The organism is Saccharothrix hoggarensis (assembly GCF_042678885.1).
GTDB classification, from domain to species: domain Bacteria; phylum Actinomycetota; class Actinomycetes; order Mycobacteriales; family Pseudonocardiaceae; genus Actinosynnema; species Actinosynnema hoggarensis.
This window is the reverse complement of the sequence record NZ_JBHTLK010000079.1, coordinates 1-13,663: the sequence shown is the minus strand read 5'-3', so window position 1 is coordinate 13,663 and position 13,663 is coordinate 1. Positions and strand designations below refer to the sequence as shown.

Sequence of the window (13,663 nt, the reverse complement as noted above, 5' to 3'; positions counted from 1 at the left end):
CGCCCGGCAACCTCCCCGGAACGTCCACCGGCCCGACGTCAGCGAGCCTGCCCCTCCGGCACACCGCCGTGCAGCACGAACGTGTCCACGACGAAGCACGCCACGTCACCGCCCGCCGTGCGGCCGATCCACGTCGGGTACGAGCCGTCGCCCCAACCGCTGACGAACGCGACCAGCGCGTCACCCGTCTCCGGATCGCGCATCTCCGCCACCTGCGCCTCGAACACCTCGTCGTAGGCGTCCTCGAAGTTCCGGTCGACGTACTCGCCCATCGAGCGGGCCGCGTCGCCGTCCACGAAGCACCCCGTGCCGGTGTCCACGCCGAACCCGTAGAACTCGTCGTCGCCGAGCTCCGCCGGGTCCTGCCCGTCCAGCAGCGCCATCTCCCACGACACCACCGGCTCGCGCGACACCACCAGCCGCGCCGCGGCCACCCGCACGTGCTCGGGCCGGTCCTCGAACCGCACCGCGGCCACCTCGACGGGGTACTCGCCGGGCGGCACGCCGACCGTGAACGGCGCGGCGTCCAAGTCCAGGTGACCGGGGTCGGCGACCACCAGCCGCCCGCTGGGCAGCCGCACCGCGCCCGCCTCGCGCAGCTCGGTGACCGCGGTGGACGACCGGGCGGTCGTCCACCGCACACCGGGCCGGAACACCGAATCCACGAACCGGGGGACAGCGGGCTGTGGACGGCCTTGCGCCGCGGCGTCGTTCCCGATCACGCGCCGGACGCTACTACCGGCCACCGGCACTCAGCTCGGGTCGGACAACCTCCACAACGGCGACACCGGACCCACACCGCTGCCCAACGGGTACGCGGCGGCCACCGACCGGACGATGAAGTCCTTGCCGAACCGCACCGCCGCCGGCACGTCCGCACCCCGCGCGAGCTGCGACGCGATCGCCGACGCCAGCGTGTCGCCGCTGCCGTGCGTGTGCTTCACGTCGTACCGCGGCCCGAGCAGCTCGATGAACTCCGACCCGTCGTACAGCACGTCCAGGCACTCCGGGTCGTCCCACAGGTGCCCGCCCTTCACCAGCACCCACTCCGGGCCCATCGCGTGCAGCACCTCGGCGGCCTTCCGCTGGTCCGCGCGGCTGCGCACGTCCAGCCCGGTGAGCAGCCGCACCTCGTCCAGGTTCGGCGTCACCAGCGTCGCCCGCGGGAACAGCAACGTCCGCAACGCGTCCAGCGCGTCGTCGGCCAGCAGCTGGTTCCCGTGCATCGACGCCGCCACCGGGTCCACCACGAACGGTCCGGTGCGGACCCGGTCCAGCGCGCCCGCGACCGCCTCGATGATCGCCGCCGACGCCAGCATGCCCGTCTTCGCCGCGTCGACCCCGATGTCCGTGGCCACGGCCTCGATCTGCGCCGCCACCACCTCCGGAGGGATCTCGGTATACCCGGTCACGCCCAGCGAGTTCTGCACGGTCACCGCGGTCACCGCGGTCATCCCGTGCACACCGCACGCGAACAACGTGCGCAGGTCGGCCTGCAGGCCCGCACCACCGCCGGAGTCGGACCCGGCGATGGTGAGGACCTTGGGCGGAGCCACAGCCATCAGTCCACCCCGAATCAGTCCACGACCGGCAGGTAGACCTTGTTGCCCTGGTCGGAGAACTCGTGCGACTTCTCCGACATGCCCGCCTCGATCGCCTCCACAGTGGACAGACCGCGCTCCTCCGCGTACCGCCGCACGTCCTGGGTGATCTTCATCGAGCAGAACTTCGGCCCGCACATCGAGCAGAAGTGGGCCGTCTTCGCGGGCGCCGCGGGCAGCGTCTCGTCGTGGAACGACCGCGCCGTGTCCGGGTCCAGCGACAGGTTGAACTGGTCCTCCCACCGGAACTCGAACCGGGCCTTCGACAACGCGTCGTCCCAGTCCTGCACGCCCGGGTGGCCCTTGGCCAGGTCAGCCGAGTGCGCCGCGATCTTGTACGTGATCACGCCCGTCTTCACGTCGTCCCGGTTCGGCAGCCCCAGGTGCTCCTTCGGCGTCACGTAGCACAGCATCGCCGTGCCCAGCCACCCGATCTGCGCCGCGCCGATCGCCGACGTGATGTGGTCGTACGCGGGCGCGATGTCCGTGGCCAGCGGCCCGAGGGTGTAGAACGGCGCCTCGCCGCACCACTCCTCCTCCAGCCGCACGTTCTCCGCGATCTTGTGCATCGGCACGTGACCCGGACCCTCGATCATCACCTGCACGTCGTGCGCCCGCGCGATGTGCGTCAACTCGCCCAACGTCCGCAACTCGGCGAACTGCGCCTCGTCGTTGGCATCCGCGATCGACCCCGGCCGCAGGCCGTCGCCCAGCGAGAACGTCACGTCGTACTTGCGCAGGATCTCGCACAGCTCCTCGAAGTGCGTGTAGAGGAAGCTCTCCTTGTGGTGCGCGAGGCACCACGCGGCCATGATCGACCCGCCGCGCGACACGATGCCCGTCACCCGCTTGGCGGTCAGCGGCACGTACCGCAGCAGCACGCCCGCGTGCACCGTCATGTAGTCGACGCCCTGCTCGGCCTGCTCGACCACCGTGTCGCGGTAGACCTCCCACGACAGCTTCGCCGGGTCGCCGTCCACCTTCTCCAGCGCCTGGTAGATCGGCACCGTCCCGATCGGCACCGGCGAGTTCCGCATGATCCACTCACGGGTCTCGTGGATGCGCTTGCCGGTCGACAGGTCCATGATCGTGTCGGCGCCCCAGCGGGACGCCCACACCATCTTCTCCACCTCGTCCTCGATCGACGACGACACGGCCGAGTTGCCGATGTTCGCGTTGATCTTGACCAGGAACTTCTTGCCGATGATCATCGGCTCGGCCTCGGGGTGGTTCACGTTGAGCGGGATCACCGCCCGGCCGATCGCCACCTCGTCCCGGACGAACTCCGGGGTCATGCTCTCGCGCGCCGCGATGAACCGCATCTCCGGAGTGATGATCCCCGCCTTGGCGTACGCCAGCTGGGTCACCGCCCCGTTGACCGGCTCCCGCTTCGCGATCCACCCCGCACGCAGTGCGGGAAGTCCACTGTGGACATCGATGGTCACGTCGTCGTCGGTATACGGACCGGAAGTGTCGTACAGATCGACATGCTCGCCATTGGTCAGCTCCACCCTCCGGAAGGGCACCCGCACGTCCTCGTCCACCTCGCGGTAGACCTTGTGCGAGCCGGAGATCGGCCCGGTGGTGACACTGGGCTTGACCGAACGGTCGTCAAGTGCCGTCACGACATTCCTCCCTACGCCGGCATTACCCGGTCAGGTTCAGGCGGTCGGCGGCACCGGAGCCCTCGGCTCCAGCCGCCCTCTCAGCCCGCTGTGGCGCGAGCTCCCGCGTGTGTTGAGTTGTCACTGCGTCGAGCTTCCGGCCTGACCATAGTCACGGCCCACCGCCCGTGCCAAGGTGCGGATGCCAAGGTCGGCCGTTTGCGCGTACCTTTCTCGCGTGGCTGATCACCAGCCGTTCCCGCCCGGCGCCCGGCGCGTGGCACGCCCCGCCGCCGTCTCGCCGTGCCCGTCGTGCGGCGACCTGGCGGGGCGCGGCTACCCCGGATGCCGGTACTGCGCCGAACTCGTGGACCAGTACTGGCTGCTCGACTGGCAGGAACTCCTCGCCGCCGAACAGCTCGCCGAAGGCGGCTCCGGCGAGCGCGAGCTGGCCGAACTCGTCCTCGCCGACGAGGTCGGACGGCACCCGTGGACGTGCACCGACTGGGCGATGACCCTGGTCGCGTGCTCCCAGTGCGGCGAAGAGCTCGGCACCGGACCCGTGGACTGCGTCAGGTGCGCCATGGCCGACGGCCTGCGCTGGTCCTGGGACCACGCCGGCCACCCCACGTCCATCACGGCCGCCGAGCACGCCCTCCGCGTGGCCCGCGCCACCCTCCGCGCACCGCACCGCCGCCGTGACGCCGCCGTGGGCGCGTGGCGGCTCCTGCTGCCGTTCCTGCTGGTGGGGGAGCTGCCGACGGTCGGCCAGGTGCGGCGCCTGAGGGCCGCCGTCCTCGCCGGCGCGTACCCCGAGCTGGCGCGCTGCACGACCCACGTCGAGCTGACGTCCTACCCCGAGCTGCCGTGGCGGCGGCCGGAACGCCCGGCACGCGCCGACCACCAGCCGAAACCGCAGCGCCCCCGGGAACCCGCGCCGGACGCGCTCGACCCGACGTCGGGCGAACCGGCCGCGGACCCGGTCTAGGCCCGCACCGGCGTCGGCGGTCTAGTCGTCCTGGTCCTCGTCCTCGTCGTCCGCGAACGGGTCGGGCGACGTCGCCGGGTCCCACGACAGGCCCGGCACACCCCACCCGTTGGCCTTCAGCATCTTCCGCGCGGCCCGCTTGTGCCGTCCCACCAGCCGGTCCAGGTAGATGAACCCGTCCAGGTGATCGGTCTCGTGCTGCAGGCACCGCGCGAAGAACCCCGTGCCCTCCACCTCGACGGGCTTGCCGTCGCCGTCGACCCCGGTCACCTTCGCCCACGTCGCCCGACCCGTCGGGTACGACTCGCCCGGCGCCGACAGGCAGCCCTCGAAGTCGTCCTCCGGGTCCGGCATGCCCAGCGGCACCTCGGACGTCTCCAGCACCGGGTTCACCACGACACCCCGGTGGCGCACGCCCTCGTCGTCCGGGCAGTCGTAGACGAACAACCGCTGGTCGACCCCGATCTGGTTGGCCGCGAGACCGACCCCGCGCGCCGCCGCCATGGTCTCGTACATGTCCTCGATGAGGGTCCGCAGCGCGTCGTCGAACACCTCGACCGGACGGGTCGGGTGGTGGAGCACGGGATCTCCGGCGATCCGGATCGGGTGAACTGCCATGACGGTCAGCCTATCGGCGCGGCTCATCGGACGCGCCGACCGATGAGCCGACCCTCGCCAAGATCACGTGATGTAATGGCACCCACGCACGGGACACGGCTGAGGAGCCAGATGGACGCCGCAGAGGCACTGGCGCCGGCGGAGGGGCCGGACGACGGTTTGAACGACCGGGAGCGCGAGATCCTGGCCTTCGAACGCCAGTGGTGGAAGTACGCGGGTGCGAAGGAGCAGGCTGTCAAAGAGCTGTTCGACATGTCCCCCACGAGGTACTACCAGCTGCTCAACGCGTTGATCGAGAAGGAAGAGGCGTTGGCCGCCGATCCGATGTTGATCAAGAGACTGCGCAGGTCCCGCTCCGGCAGGCAACGCGCCCGCGCGGCGAAGCGGCTGGGCGTCGAGCTCCGATGACGAACCCCGAACAGCCGACCGGCCCGGCGCAGCCCGCCCGGGCCGCGGGCTACGCGCTGCTCGGCGTGGCCGTCATCGCCCTGGTGATCGGGCTGGTCAGCCTCTTCACCGGCGGACCCGACGACGACCCGCCCGGCGCGCAGCCGACCGACCAGTCGACCACCCAGCCCGGCACGTCCGACACCGCCGGGCAGCCGACCGGCGACCCGACGTCCCCGTCGCCCTCACCCGCGCCGTCCGAGTCGCCGACCTCCGGCGCCACCACGCCGCCCGCGACCACCGGCAACCCCGGCACGCCCGGCGCCACGGACACCCCGCCGCCGCCCGTGACCACCGCGCCCAAGCCGCCGGTGCGCGTCTACAACAACAGCACCACCCAGGGCCTCGCCGCCGAAGCCACGGAGGACGTCGAGAAGGCCGGCTGGCAGGTCGCCGAGAAGGGCAACTACTCCCAGGGCCTGATCCCGACCACCACGGTCTACTTCCGCCCCGGCACCGACGAGGAAGCCTCGGCCCGCGAACTGGCGCAGATCATCGGCGCCCGCGTCGAGCCCCGCTTCGACGGCATCCAGAACGCGCAGCCCGGCATCATCGTCATCGTCACCAACGACTACAAGGGCACGCCGGCCAAGGTCTCCTAGCGAGCCGGGCACCCCGGCCGGCGCGGCCCTCACCGCTCCCGCGACTCGGCGTACGCCGCGAGGGCCGCGAGCTGCGCCGGGTCCAGCGACGGCCGCACGGCCGCGCGCGCCGCGTCGAGGTGAGCACCCGTCACCTCCGCCGCCGCCAACGACTCGCGCATCGCCGTCAACGCGGCCTCCCGGATCAACGCGGCGCAGTCCGCCGCCGAGTAGCCGTCCAATTCCCGCGCCACCGCGTCGAGGTCCACGTCCTCCGCCAACGGCGTGTTCCGCGACGACGCCCGCAGGATCTCCGCCCGCGCCTCGGCGTCCGGCGGCGGCACGTACACCAACCGCTCCAACCGGCCCGGCCGCAACAACGCCGGGTCCACCAGCTCCGGCCGGTTCGTCGCACCCAGCACGATGACGTCCCGCAGCGGCTCCACCCCGTCCAGCTCGGTCAGCAGCGCCGCCACCACCCGGTCCGCCACGCCGGAGTCCGACGACTGCCCGCGCCGGGGCGCCAACGCGTCCACCTCGTCCAGGAACACCAGCGCCGGCGCCGCCTCGGCGGCCCGCCGGAACAGCTCCCGCACCGCCCGCTCCGACTCGCCGACGAACTTGTCCATCAGCTCCGCGCCCTTGACGGACAGCACGTTCAGTCGCCCCGTCCCCGCCAACGCCCGCACCAGGAACGTCTTCCCGCACCCCGGCGGCCCGTACAGCAGCAGACCGCGCGGCGGCGCGACCCCCAAGCGGGCGAACGAGTCCGGGTACTGCAACGGCCACAGCGCCGCTTCCGTCAACGCCTGCTTGACCTCGACCATGTCGCCGACATCCGCCAACGTGAGGCCGCCCGTCCGCAGGGTGTCCGAAGTGGACATGGAGATGGGCCGGACGACCTCCAACGCCCCCAGCAGGTCGGCCTGGCCCACCCGCGGCTCGTCCGCGTCGCGCTGCCGCAGCGCCGCCCGGACCGCCGCCTCCCGGCGCAACGCCACCAGGTCCGCCGCGACGAACCCCGGCGTCCGGTCCGCGACCGCGCCCAGGTCCACATCGGACTCCACCGGCACGTCCCGCAGCAGGACCCGCAGCAGCTCCGTCCGCACGCCGCCGTCGGGCAGCGGCAGGACCAGCTCGCGGTCCACCAGCTCCGGCACCCGCAACCGCGGGTCGATCGCCTCGGGGTGGGCGCTGGTGACCACCAACGCCACCCCGTCCGGGCGACGGCGCAACGCGTCCAGCACCACCGTCGCAACCGGCGGCGGCGTCGCGGCGGGCAGCAACGCCTCCACGTCCGTCAGCAGCAGCACCGCCGGCGCGGGCGCGGACGACAGCGCCTCGGCCACCCGCTGAGCCGCCGCGTTGGCCTCCAACACCGCGATGCTGGGCGCCGCCACCTCGACCACCGCGGCCCCCGCGCCCTGCGCGACGGCCCGGACCAACGTCGCCTTGCCGACCCCCTCGGGGCCGCTCACCAGCGCCGCGAGGCGTGGCGTCGCGCCCAGGCGTGCCAGCAGCTCCGGGTGGCTGAACGTCAGGTCGAGCCACTCGGCCAACCTCTTCGCCGCCTCCTGCTGGCCCACGAGATCGGCAATCGGCACCACGGGCGCCTGGTGCTCCACGGCCGCCCCGGCTCGCTCGTCCACCGCCGTCACCCCCGACCCCGCCCCGGCGGTGGGAGCGGCGTTCGATCGGGTGACAACGGCACGGGAGTCCCCGGTGCGCGGCCCGTCACGCCACCCGACCACCGTCGAAGGCTGCACGGCCACCGGCCCGGCGGGCTCGGTGTGGGTGATCGTCAACAGCTCGTTGGTCCACGTCATGCCGATCGCGTGGGACAGCGCGCGTCGGGTGGCGCTGACGTCCGCGCCGGGCGGCGGGGCCAGGTCCTGCGGCAACAGCGACACCGCGTCGCCAACCGTCAGCACCTTGCCCGTCAGGGCCATGCGCAACGTCTCCGGCGTCAACGACGTGCCGGCCAACCGCGACCCGGCGACGGTGACCGACCGTGCGGCCGCCACCTCAACGGGAGCCACGACGACCTCGGCCCCCTCGACCACGCCGAGGTTCGACAGCGTGACGTCGTCCACCAACACCACCCCGGGCGGCCCGTCGCCATTCGTGGCGGCGGCCAGCGCGGCACTGACCCGAGCCCCGGTGAGCCGCACCGCGTCCCAGGCCCGCAGCCCCAACGCGTCCAACACCTCAGGGTGAAGCCGCACCACACCACGCCGGGTGTCGATGGCCGAGGGCGACAAACGGGCCGTCAGTGTGATCACAACCCGAGCCTAGTTGCCCCACCATCCCCCCACGCCCCGAACCGCCACCACCCCCCGCCTCTGCTGCCCACCGCCCGAACCGCGCCAGGCCGCGTCGCACCGGAAGCGTGGGGCGGCGGCTGCCTGGCGGGCTCTGGGGCACCGTGGCCGGCCGACCGTGGCTGCCGAGCGTGGCTGGGGGCGGACCGCAGGGCGCCGTGTCCGGCCGAGCGGGGCCGGGGGCGGGTGGGTGCGGGAGTGCGTGCGGGAGCGGGGCGGTTGGTGGCGGCCTCGTTGTTTCAACCGACGCGCGAGGTTGTTTGTAACGGTGTTATTTTACTAAGTCGGGGCCATGATCACTCGTTCGAGTGAGCGTGGCCCCGACCTTTGTTGCACTGAAAGTGCTGGTCAACCGCAGTATACGGACTACGGGCGGTCGTGGCGGCGTATGCCCAGTTGGCGCCAGCCTCGGCGCTTGCCGGGACGGGCTTGGCCGTTCGTCTCCGCCGCCACCTGGGTCGGGTCGACGGCGCGCCTCGGCCGCCGCACGGCGCGCACCGCGCCCGCCGCCACCCGGCCGCCGAGTGGCTGGCGCAACCCCAACCGCCGCGCCGCCACGCCGTGCGCCCGCTTGATCGCCCGGCGATCGGCCGCCGGCACGGACCAGGCCTCCGGGTGCTTCGCCAGCCACCGGTACCGGCGCACCGAGTACGGCAGGTGCCCGAGGTACACGAGCATCGCCGCGATCAACGCCACCAGCGGGAACGTGATCACGGCCGCCGCCAGCAGGCCGACCAGCACGAGCAGCGGGGCGACGAGGCGCGGCGGGACCTTGATCGTCTTCACCGACAGCGTCGGGATGCGGCTCACCAGCAGCAACGCGATCGCGACCGTCCACAGCGCCACGGCCACGGGGCTGGACCACCAGCCCGCCCGGCCGATCTGCTCGTCCAGGATCAACGGCAGCAGCAGCAACAGCCCGCCCGCGGGCGCGGGGACGCCGACGAAGAACTCCTTCGCGAACGGCGGCTGCTCGACGTCGAGCAGGGTGTTGAACCGCGCCAGCCGCAGCACCATGCACACCGCGAAGATCAACGCGACGACCCAGCCCTGCCGGTCGCCGCCGAACTTCCACACGTACACGACCAGCGCGGGCGCGACGCCGAACGAGATCGCGTCGGCCAGCGAATCGAGTTCCGCGCCCATCTTGCTGGTCGCGTCGAGCAGCCGGGCGATCCGCCCGTCCAACCCGTCGAACACCGCCGCCGCCGCGATCGAGCCGATCGCCGCACCCCACATCTCGATCATCGCGAAGTGCACGGCGGACAGCCCGGCGCACATCGCGAGCACCGTGATGGCGTTCGGCAGCAGCCTGATGCCCGGCCCGCTGGGAGCCATCCGCTCAGCCCTCCGAGGGAAGCTCGGCGAGGACCGTCTCGCCGCCGATGGTGCGCTGCCCGGCCTCCACCAGGACGCGGCTGCCGGCGGGCACGTACAGGTCGACCCGCGAGCCGAACCGGATCAGGCCGTACGTCTGCCCGACCGCCACCTTGTCGCCCTCGACGACCTCGCACACGATCCGCCGCGCCACCAGGCCCGCGATCTGCACGACGACCACGTCGTGGCCGGACGGCGTGCTCAGCCACACCGTGTTGCGCTCGTTGTCCTCGCTCGCCTTGTCCAGGTCCGCGGACAGGAACTTGCCGGGCCGGTACGACACCTGCCGCACCAGGCCGGCCACGGGCACGCGCTGCACGTGCACGTCGAACACCGACAGGAACACGCTGATCCGGGTCATCGGCGTGTCGCCGAGCCCCAGTTCGACGGGCGGCACGGCTTCGACGACGTGCGACACCGTGCCGTCGGCGGGCGCGACCGCCGCGCCGGCCCTGGTGGGCGTGGTGCGCTTGGGTTCGCGGAAGAACCACGCGACCCAGGCGGTCAGGAGGGCTCCGGCGACGCCCGCGCGCTTGGAGAACCGGCGCAGCAGCAGTGTCGCGACGGCTGCGCCCGCCACGAACGGGCGACCCGCGGGGTGCATCGGGGGGACGATCCCCCGGGCGAGATCGAGGAAGTGGGAGACGGCACCACTGTTCTTCTTGTCGCGATCGACGGTCATGGCTCTTCCGTGTCAGGGCGGTGCTTCCGGCCCGCCACACGCTACGCGGCTCCGCCGGGCCCCGTCCGGCCCGCCCGTGCGTCCCCCGACGAACGCACGGACCAGCCGGAACAGGGGTACCCGCCAGTGTAATCCGGGTCACACCGAATGATCAATGGCTGGGTGTCAACCCAAGTTCACTCTCCGTGCAGGAACCGGACGGTGACCTCGGCGCCCGCCGCCAGGTCCGTCACGTCCTCCGGCACCTCGATCAGGCAGTCGCTCGCCGCCAACGCCGACAGCAGGTGCGACCCCGGCCCGCCGACCGGCGTCACCACCTGCCCCGACTCCGGGTCGTACGCGCCGCGCCGGAACTGCGTGCGCCCCGCAGGCGACGTGATCGGCGCGCTCAACCGGGCGACCGCCGTCGGCCGCTCCACCACCGCGAACCCCATCGCGGCCCGCAACGCCGGCCGGACGAACACCTCGAACGACACCTGCGCGCTCACCGGGTTCCCGGGCAGCGTCGCCACCGCCACGCCCTGGTAGCGGCCCGCGCCCTGCGGCCCGCCCGGCTGCATCGCGACCTTCGTGAACTCCACGCCGCGGCCCGTGAACGCGTCCTTCACCACCTCGTACGCGCCCGCGCTCACCCCGCCGGAGGTCAGCAGCAGGTCCACCGACCCCAACCGGGGCGCGATCGCCGCGTGGAACGCCTCCACGTCGTCCGGCACGAACCGCAGCAGCTCCGCCTCGCCGCCCGCCTCGCGCACCGCCGCCGCCAGCATCACGCCGTTCGACTCGTAGATCTGCCCGCGCTCCAGCGGGACACCGGGCCCCACCAGCTCCGACCCGGTCGACAGCACCAGCACCCGCGGCCGCCGCCGCACCGGCAGCGACCCGAACCCCAGCGCCGCCGCCAACCCCAGCCGCGCCGGCCCGAGCACCGCGCCCGCCCGCAGCACCGTCTGGCCCACGGCGACGTCGTCCGCCGTCCGCCGGACGTTCTGGCCGACCGCCACCCCGCGGTCCACCCGCACCGCCGACGTGCCGCCGTCCGTCCACTCCACCTGCACCACGGCGTCCGCGCCCGGCGGCACCGGCGCGCCCGTCATGATCCGGTGCGCGGTGCCCGGCTCCAACGCCCGCGCCACCGTCCGACCGGCCGGGATGTCCGCAGCCACCGGCAGCTCCACCGGCACGGACGCCACGTCCGCCGCGCGCACCGCGTACCCGTCCATCGCGGAGTTGTCGAACGGCGGCAGCGGCACGGGCGCGACCACGTCCTCGGCCAGGACCAGGCCCAGGCAGTCGGCGACCGGCAGCTCCGCCACCGGCATCAGGCCCACCAGCCCGGCGACACGGGCCTTGTGATCAGCGACTCGGCTCAGCGCGTTGGACACGCCCACCATCCTGCCGCGCCCGTGGCAGACTGCCCCAACCGGCTGATCACGACAGGGGGAACGTTGCAGGTCCGGACCCGCCACACCCCCACGTTCGGGGTGGCCCGACTCGTCCTCGCGCCCGGTGAGCCGGCGCTCGTGGAGCGCTCCTCGGTCCTCGCCACCAGCTACGGCGTCGGCGTCGACGGCCGCGCCAAGGCGCCCGGTCTCACCGCCGCCCTGTGCACCGCGGGCCCCGAGGGCGGCTGGGTCGACGTCGCCCCGCCCCTGCCCGGCGACCTGCACGTCCTCGAACTCGACGGCAAGACCGGCTGGTGCGTCGCCCGCAACAGCTGGCTCGCCGCCGCCGCCACCGCGCGCCTCGACCCGGTCGCGCCGCCCGTGCGGGCGCTGCACGGCGGCGACCACGGCTTCCTCACCTACGCGTACGGCACCGGGCCCGTCGTGCTCGGCTGCTACGGCACGCTCGACGTCGTCACGCTCGAACCCGGCGAACTCGTCACCGTCGCCGGCGGGCACGTCGTCGCGTTCGCCGACACCCTCCAGTGCCGCCTGCGCGCCGTTTCCCCCGACGCCGCCCAATCCGTGCGGAATGGCGAAGGGCTCGTTCTCGACTTCGCCGGTCCCGGCCTCGTGCTCACCCGGACCCGCAGCCCGCGCGGACTGGTCAGTTGGTTGCGCGACAACGGATTCAGCGCCCGGTCATGACTCCATAAGGAGGTACCGGCGAATCCCCTCGTGCCTCTAGCGTGGCGGTTTGCTCAAGGTATTTCTCAAAGGAGGACGTCTTGGCTGTCGGCACGGTCAAGTGGTTCAACTCGGAGAAGGGGTACGGCTTCATCGCCGCCGACGGCGGGCCGGATGTCTTCGTGCACTACTCGGCGATCCAAATGGAAGGCTTCCGCACGCTGGCCGAGGGCGACCGCGTGGAGTTCGAGATCCAGGCGGGACGCGACGGCCGCAGCCAGGCATCGGACGTCCGGAAGGCATCGTGACCTCCGCCCGGCCCGCCGCGTCGGCGGGTCGGGCCGCCTGAACGCCCACCTGACCCGCCGACCCGACCGCCCACCTGACCCCGCCGAACCGACCGCCCGCCCGAACCACCCGCCCCGACCGCCGACCCGACCCCTCACCGGGCCGTTTGCCGGGAACCCCGCGCAAGGCGCTGTACACGGGCGTTAGGCTGCCCCGCGTGTCGGAGGACCTGAGCGGGCGACGGTTGGGCCACTACCGGATCGACGGTGTGCTCGGCCGGGGTGGCATGAGCGTGACCTACAAGGCCACGGACGTCCGGCTCGGTCGCAAGGTCGCCCTGAAGGTCATCGGCGAGCACCTCACCGCCGACGCCGAGTTCCGCGAGCGGTTCGTCGACGAGGCGCGCAACACCTCGGCGATCGACCACGCCAACATCGTGCCGCTCTACGACTTCGACGAGGTCGACGGCCTCCTCTACATCGCCATGCGGCTGGTCGACGGCCAGGACCTCGCCAGCCACATCAAGGACGGCCCGCTCTCGCCCGCGCGCACCCTGACGCTGCTCGGCCAGGTCGCCGAAGCGCTCGACATGCTGCACGGCAAGGGCCTCGTCCACCTCGACGTGAAACCGGCGAACGTGCTGGTCACCGCCAAGGAAGCGGCGGGCGAGCACGTCTACCTCGCCGACTTCGGCCTGACCAGGCGCGGCGCGACCGGGCACCGCACCCGCACCGGCGACTTCCTCGGCTCGCCCACCTACGCCGCGCCCGAGCACCTGCGCGGCGAACCCCTCGACGGCCGCACCGACCAGTACGCGCTCGCCTGCATGGTGTTCGCGTGCCTGTCCGGGCGCCCGCCGTTCCAGGGCGGCGTGCAGGACGTCATCCAGGGCCACCTCGGCGCCGAGATCCCGTCGCTGACGTCGCTCGTGTCGCTGCCGCCCGCCATCGACGACGTGCTGCGCAAGGGCACCGCCAAGGACCCGTCGCAGCGCTACGGCTCGTGCGTCGAGCTCATCGCCGCGGCCCGCGCCGCGCTGTCCGGCGCGCCCCAGGGCGCCCCGCCGCCCCGCCGCCTCGACTCCGGC

At 72.8% G+C, this 13,663-nt stretch carries 14 protein-coding genes; 6 read left to right on the top strand and 8 right to left on the bottom strand.

What is annotated here, in order from left to right; translation table 11 throughout:
• Positions 1-38: 38 nt before the first annotated feature.
• The 3 genes from ACFQ3T_RS17030 to thiC are packed head-to-tail and all read right to left on the bottom strand — an operon-like array spanning position 39 to position 3,226.
• Positions 39-722: a DUF4241 domain-containing protein gene (locus ACFQ3T_RS17030; protein ID WP_380724251.1), complete on the bottom strand. Its 684-nt coding sequence runs from the start codon at positions 720-722 to the stop codon at positions 39-41.
• A gap of 30 nt (positions 723-752) precedes the next feature.
• The gene (thiD, locus tag ACFQ3T_RS17025; RefSeq protein WP_380724250.1) at positions 753-1,562 is read right to left on the bottom strand and encodes a bifunctional hydroxymethylpyrimidine kinase/phosphomethylpyrimidine kinase; all 810 of its coding nucleotides are present in this window, start codon (positions 1,560-1,562) and stop codon (positions 753-755) included.
• 14 nt (positions 1,563-1,576) lie between these two features.
• Positions 1,577-3,226, bottom strand: a complete 1,650-nt coding sequence (gene thiC, locus ACFQ3T_RS17020) for a phosphomethylpyrimidine synthase ThiC (RefSeq protein ID WP_380724249.1) — start codon at positions 3,224-3,226, stop codon at positions 1,577-1,579.
• 217 nt (positions 3,227-3,443) lie between these two features.
• Here thiC and ACFQ3T_RS17015 point away from each other — a divergent pair, with 217 nt between their 5' ends.
• Positions 3,444-4,193 carry a hypothetical protein gene (locus ACFQ3T_RS17015; protein ID WP_380724248.1) on the top strand — a complete coding sequence of 250 codons (750 nt, stop codon included), beginning with the start codon at positions 3,444-3,446 and terminating at the stop codon, positions 4,191-4,193.
• A gap of 21 nt (positions 4,194-4,214) precedes the next feature.
• Here the strand turns inward: ACFQ3T_RS17015 and ACFQ3T_RS17010 are convergent, their stop codons facing one another.
• On the bottom strand, positions 4,215-4,811 hold the full coding sequence (locus ACFQ3T_RS17010) for a peptide deformylase (protein ID WP_380724247.1): 597 nt from the start codon (positions 4,809-4,811) through the stop codon (positions 4,215-4,217).
• A gap of 111 nt (positions 4,812-4,922) precedes the next feature.
• On the opposite strand from ACFQ3T_RS17010, the gene ACFQ3T_RS17005 reads away from it, so the two are divergent.
• Positions 4,923-5,219 carry a DUF3263 domain-containing protein gene (locus ACFQ3T_RS17005; protein ID WP_033442579.1) on the top strand — a complete coding sequence of 99 codons (297 nt, stop codon included), beginning with the start codon at positions 4,923-4,925 and terminating at the stop codon, positions 5,217-5,219.
• The gene (locus ACFQ3T_RS17000) at positions 5,216-5,860 is read left to right on the top strand and encodes a LytR C-terminal domain-containing protein (protein ID WP_380724246.1); all 645 of its coding nucleotides are present in this window, start codon (positions 5,216-5,218) and stop codon (positions 5,858-5,860) included. The genes ACFQ3T_RS17005 and ACFQ3T_RS17000 overlap by 4 nt, the downstream gene beginning before the upstream one ends.
• Positions 5,861-5,889: 29 nt before the next feature.
• Here the strand turns inward: ACFQ3T_RS17000 and ACFQ3T_RS16995 are convergent, their stop codons facing one another.
• From ACFQ3T_RS16995 to moeA, 4 genes are all read right to left on the bottom strand, one after another.
• The gene (locus tag ACFQ3T_RS16995; protein ID WP_380724245.1) at positions 5,890-8,121 is read right to left on the bottom strand and encodes an AAA family ATPase; all 2,232 of its coding nucleotides are present in this window, start codon (positions 8,119-8,121) and stop codon (positions 5,890-5,892) included.
• Positions 8,122-8,526: 405 nt separating this feature from the next.
• Positions 8,527-9,498 carry a CDP-diacylglycerol--serine O-phosphatidyltransferase gene (gene pssA, locus ACFQ3T_RS16990; protein WP_380724244.1) on the bottom strand — a complete coding sequence of 324 codons (972 nt, stop codon included), beginning with the start codon at positions 9,496-9,498 and terminating at the stop codon, positions 8,527-8,529.
• Positions 9,499-9,502: 4 nt separating this feature from the next.
• Positions 9,503-10,219 carry a phosphatidylserine decarboxylase gene (locus ACFQ3T_RS16985; protein ID WP_380724243.1) on the bottom strand — a complete coding sequence of 239 codons (717 nt, stop codon included), beginning with the start codon at positions 10,217-10,219 and terminating at the stop codon, positions 9,503-9,505.
• Between the two features lie 176 nt (positions 10,220-10,395).
• Complete coding sequence (gene moeA / locus ACFQ3T_RS16980) at positions 10,396-11,610, bottom strand: molybdopterin molybdotransferase MoeA (RefSeq protein ID WP_380724242.1); 1,215 nt, start codon at positions 11,608-11,610, stop codon at positions 10,396-10,398.
• 54 nt (positions 11,611-11,664) lie between these two features.
• Between moeA and ACFQ3T_RS16975 the strand changes: the two genes are divergently transcribed.
• The 3 genes from ACFQ3T_RS16975 to ACFQ3T_RS16965 all read left to right on the top strand — a co-directional run.
• Positions 11,665-12,309 carry an AIM24 family protein gene (locus ACFQ3T_RS16975; protein WP_380724262.1) on the top strand — a complete coding sequence of 215 codons (645 nt, stop codon included), beginning with the start codon at positions 11,665-11,667 and terminating at the stop codon, positions 12,307-12,309.
• Between the two features lie 80 nt (positions 12,310-12,389).
• Positions 12,390-12,596 carry a cold-shock protein gene (locus ACFQ3T_RS16970; RefSeq protein WP_033432301.1) on the top strand — a complete coding sequence of 69 codons (207 nt, stop codon included), beginning with the start codon at positions 12,390-12,392 and terminating at the stop codon, positions 12,594-12,596.
• Positions 12,597-12,793: 197 nt separating this feature from the next.
• On the top strand, positions 12,794-13,663 hold an 870-nt coding region (locus ACFQ3T_RS16965; RefSeq protein ID WP_380724241.1), incomplete at its 3' end, for a serine/threonine-protein kinase.

Excerpts from the sequence above, each read along its gene's own strand:
- ACFQ3T_RS17000 (WP_380724246.1), top strand. The coding sequence starts at position 5,216 with ATGACGAACCCCGAACAGCCGACCGGCCCGGCGCAGCCCGCCCGGGCC.
- ACFQ3T_RS17005 (WP_033442579.1), top strand. The coding sequence starts at position 4,923 with ATGGACGCCGCAGAGGCACTGGCGCCGGCGGAGGGGCCGGACGACGGT.
- thiD (WP_380724250.1), bottom strand. The coding sequence starts at position 1,562 with ATGGCTGTGGCTCCGCCCAAGGTCCTCACCATCGCCGGGTCCGACTCC.
- pssA (WP_380724244.1), bottom strand. The coding sequence starts at position 9,498 with ATGGCTCCCAGCGGGCCGGGCATCAGGCTGCTGCCGAACGCCATCACG.
- moeA (WP_380724242.1), bottom strand. The coding sequence starts at position 11,610 with ATGGTGGGCGTGTCCAACGCGCTGAGCCGAGTCGCTGATCACAAGGCC.
- ACFQ3T_RS16985 (WP_380724243.1), bottom strand. The coding sequence starts at position 10,219 with ATGACCGTCGATCGCGACAAGAAGAACAGTGGTGCCGTCTCCCACTTC.
- ACFQ3T_RS17010 (WP_380724247.1), bottom strand. The coding sequence starts at position 4,811 with ATGGCAGTTCACCCGATCCGGATCGCCGGAGATCCCGTGCTCCACCAC.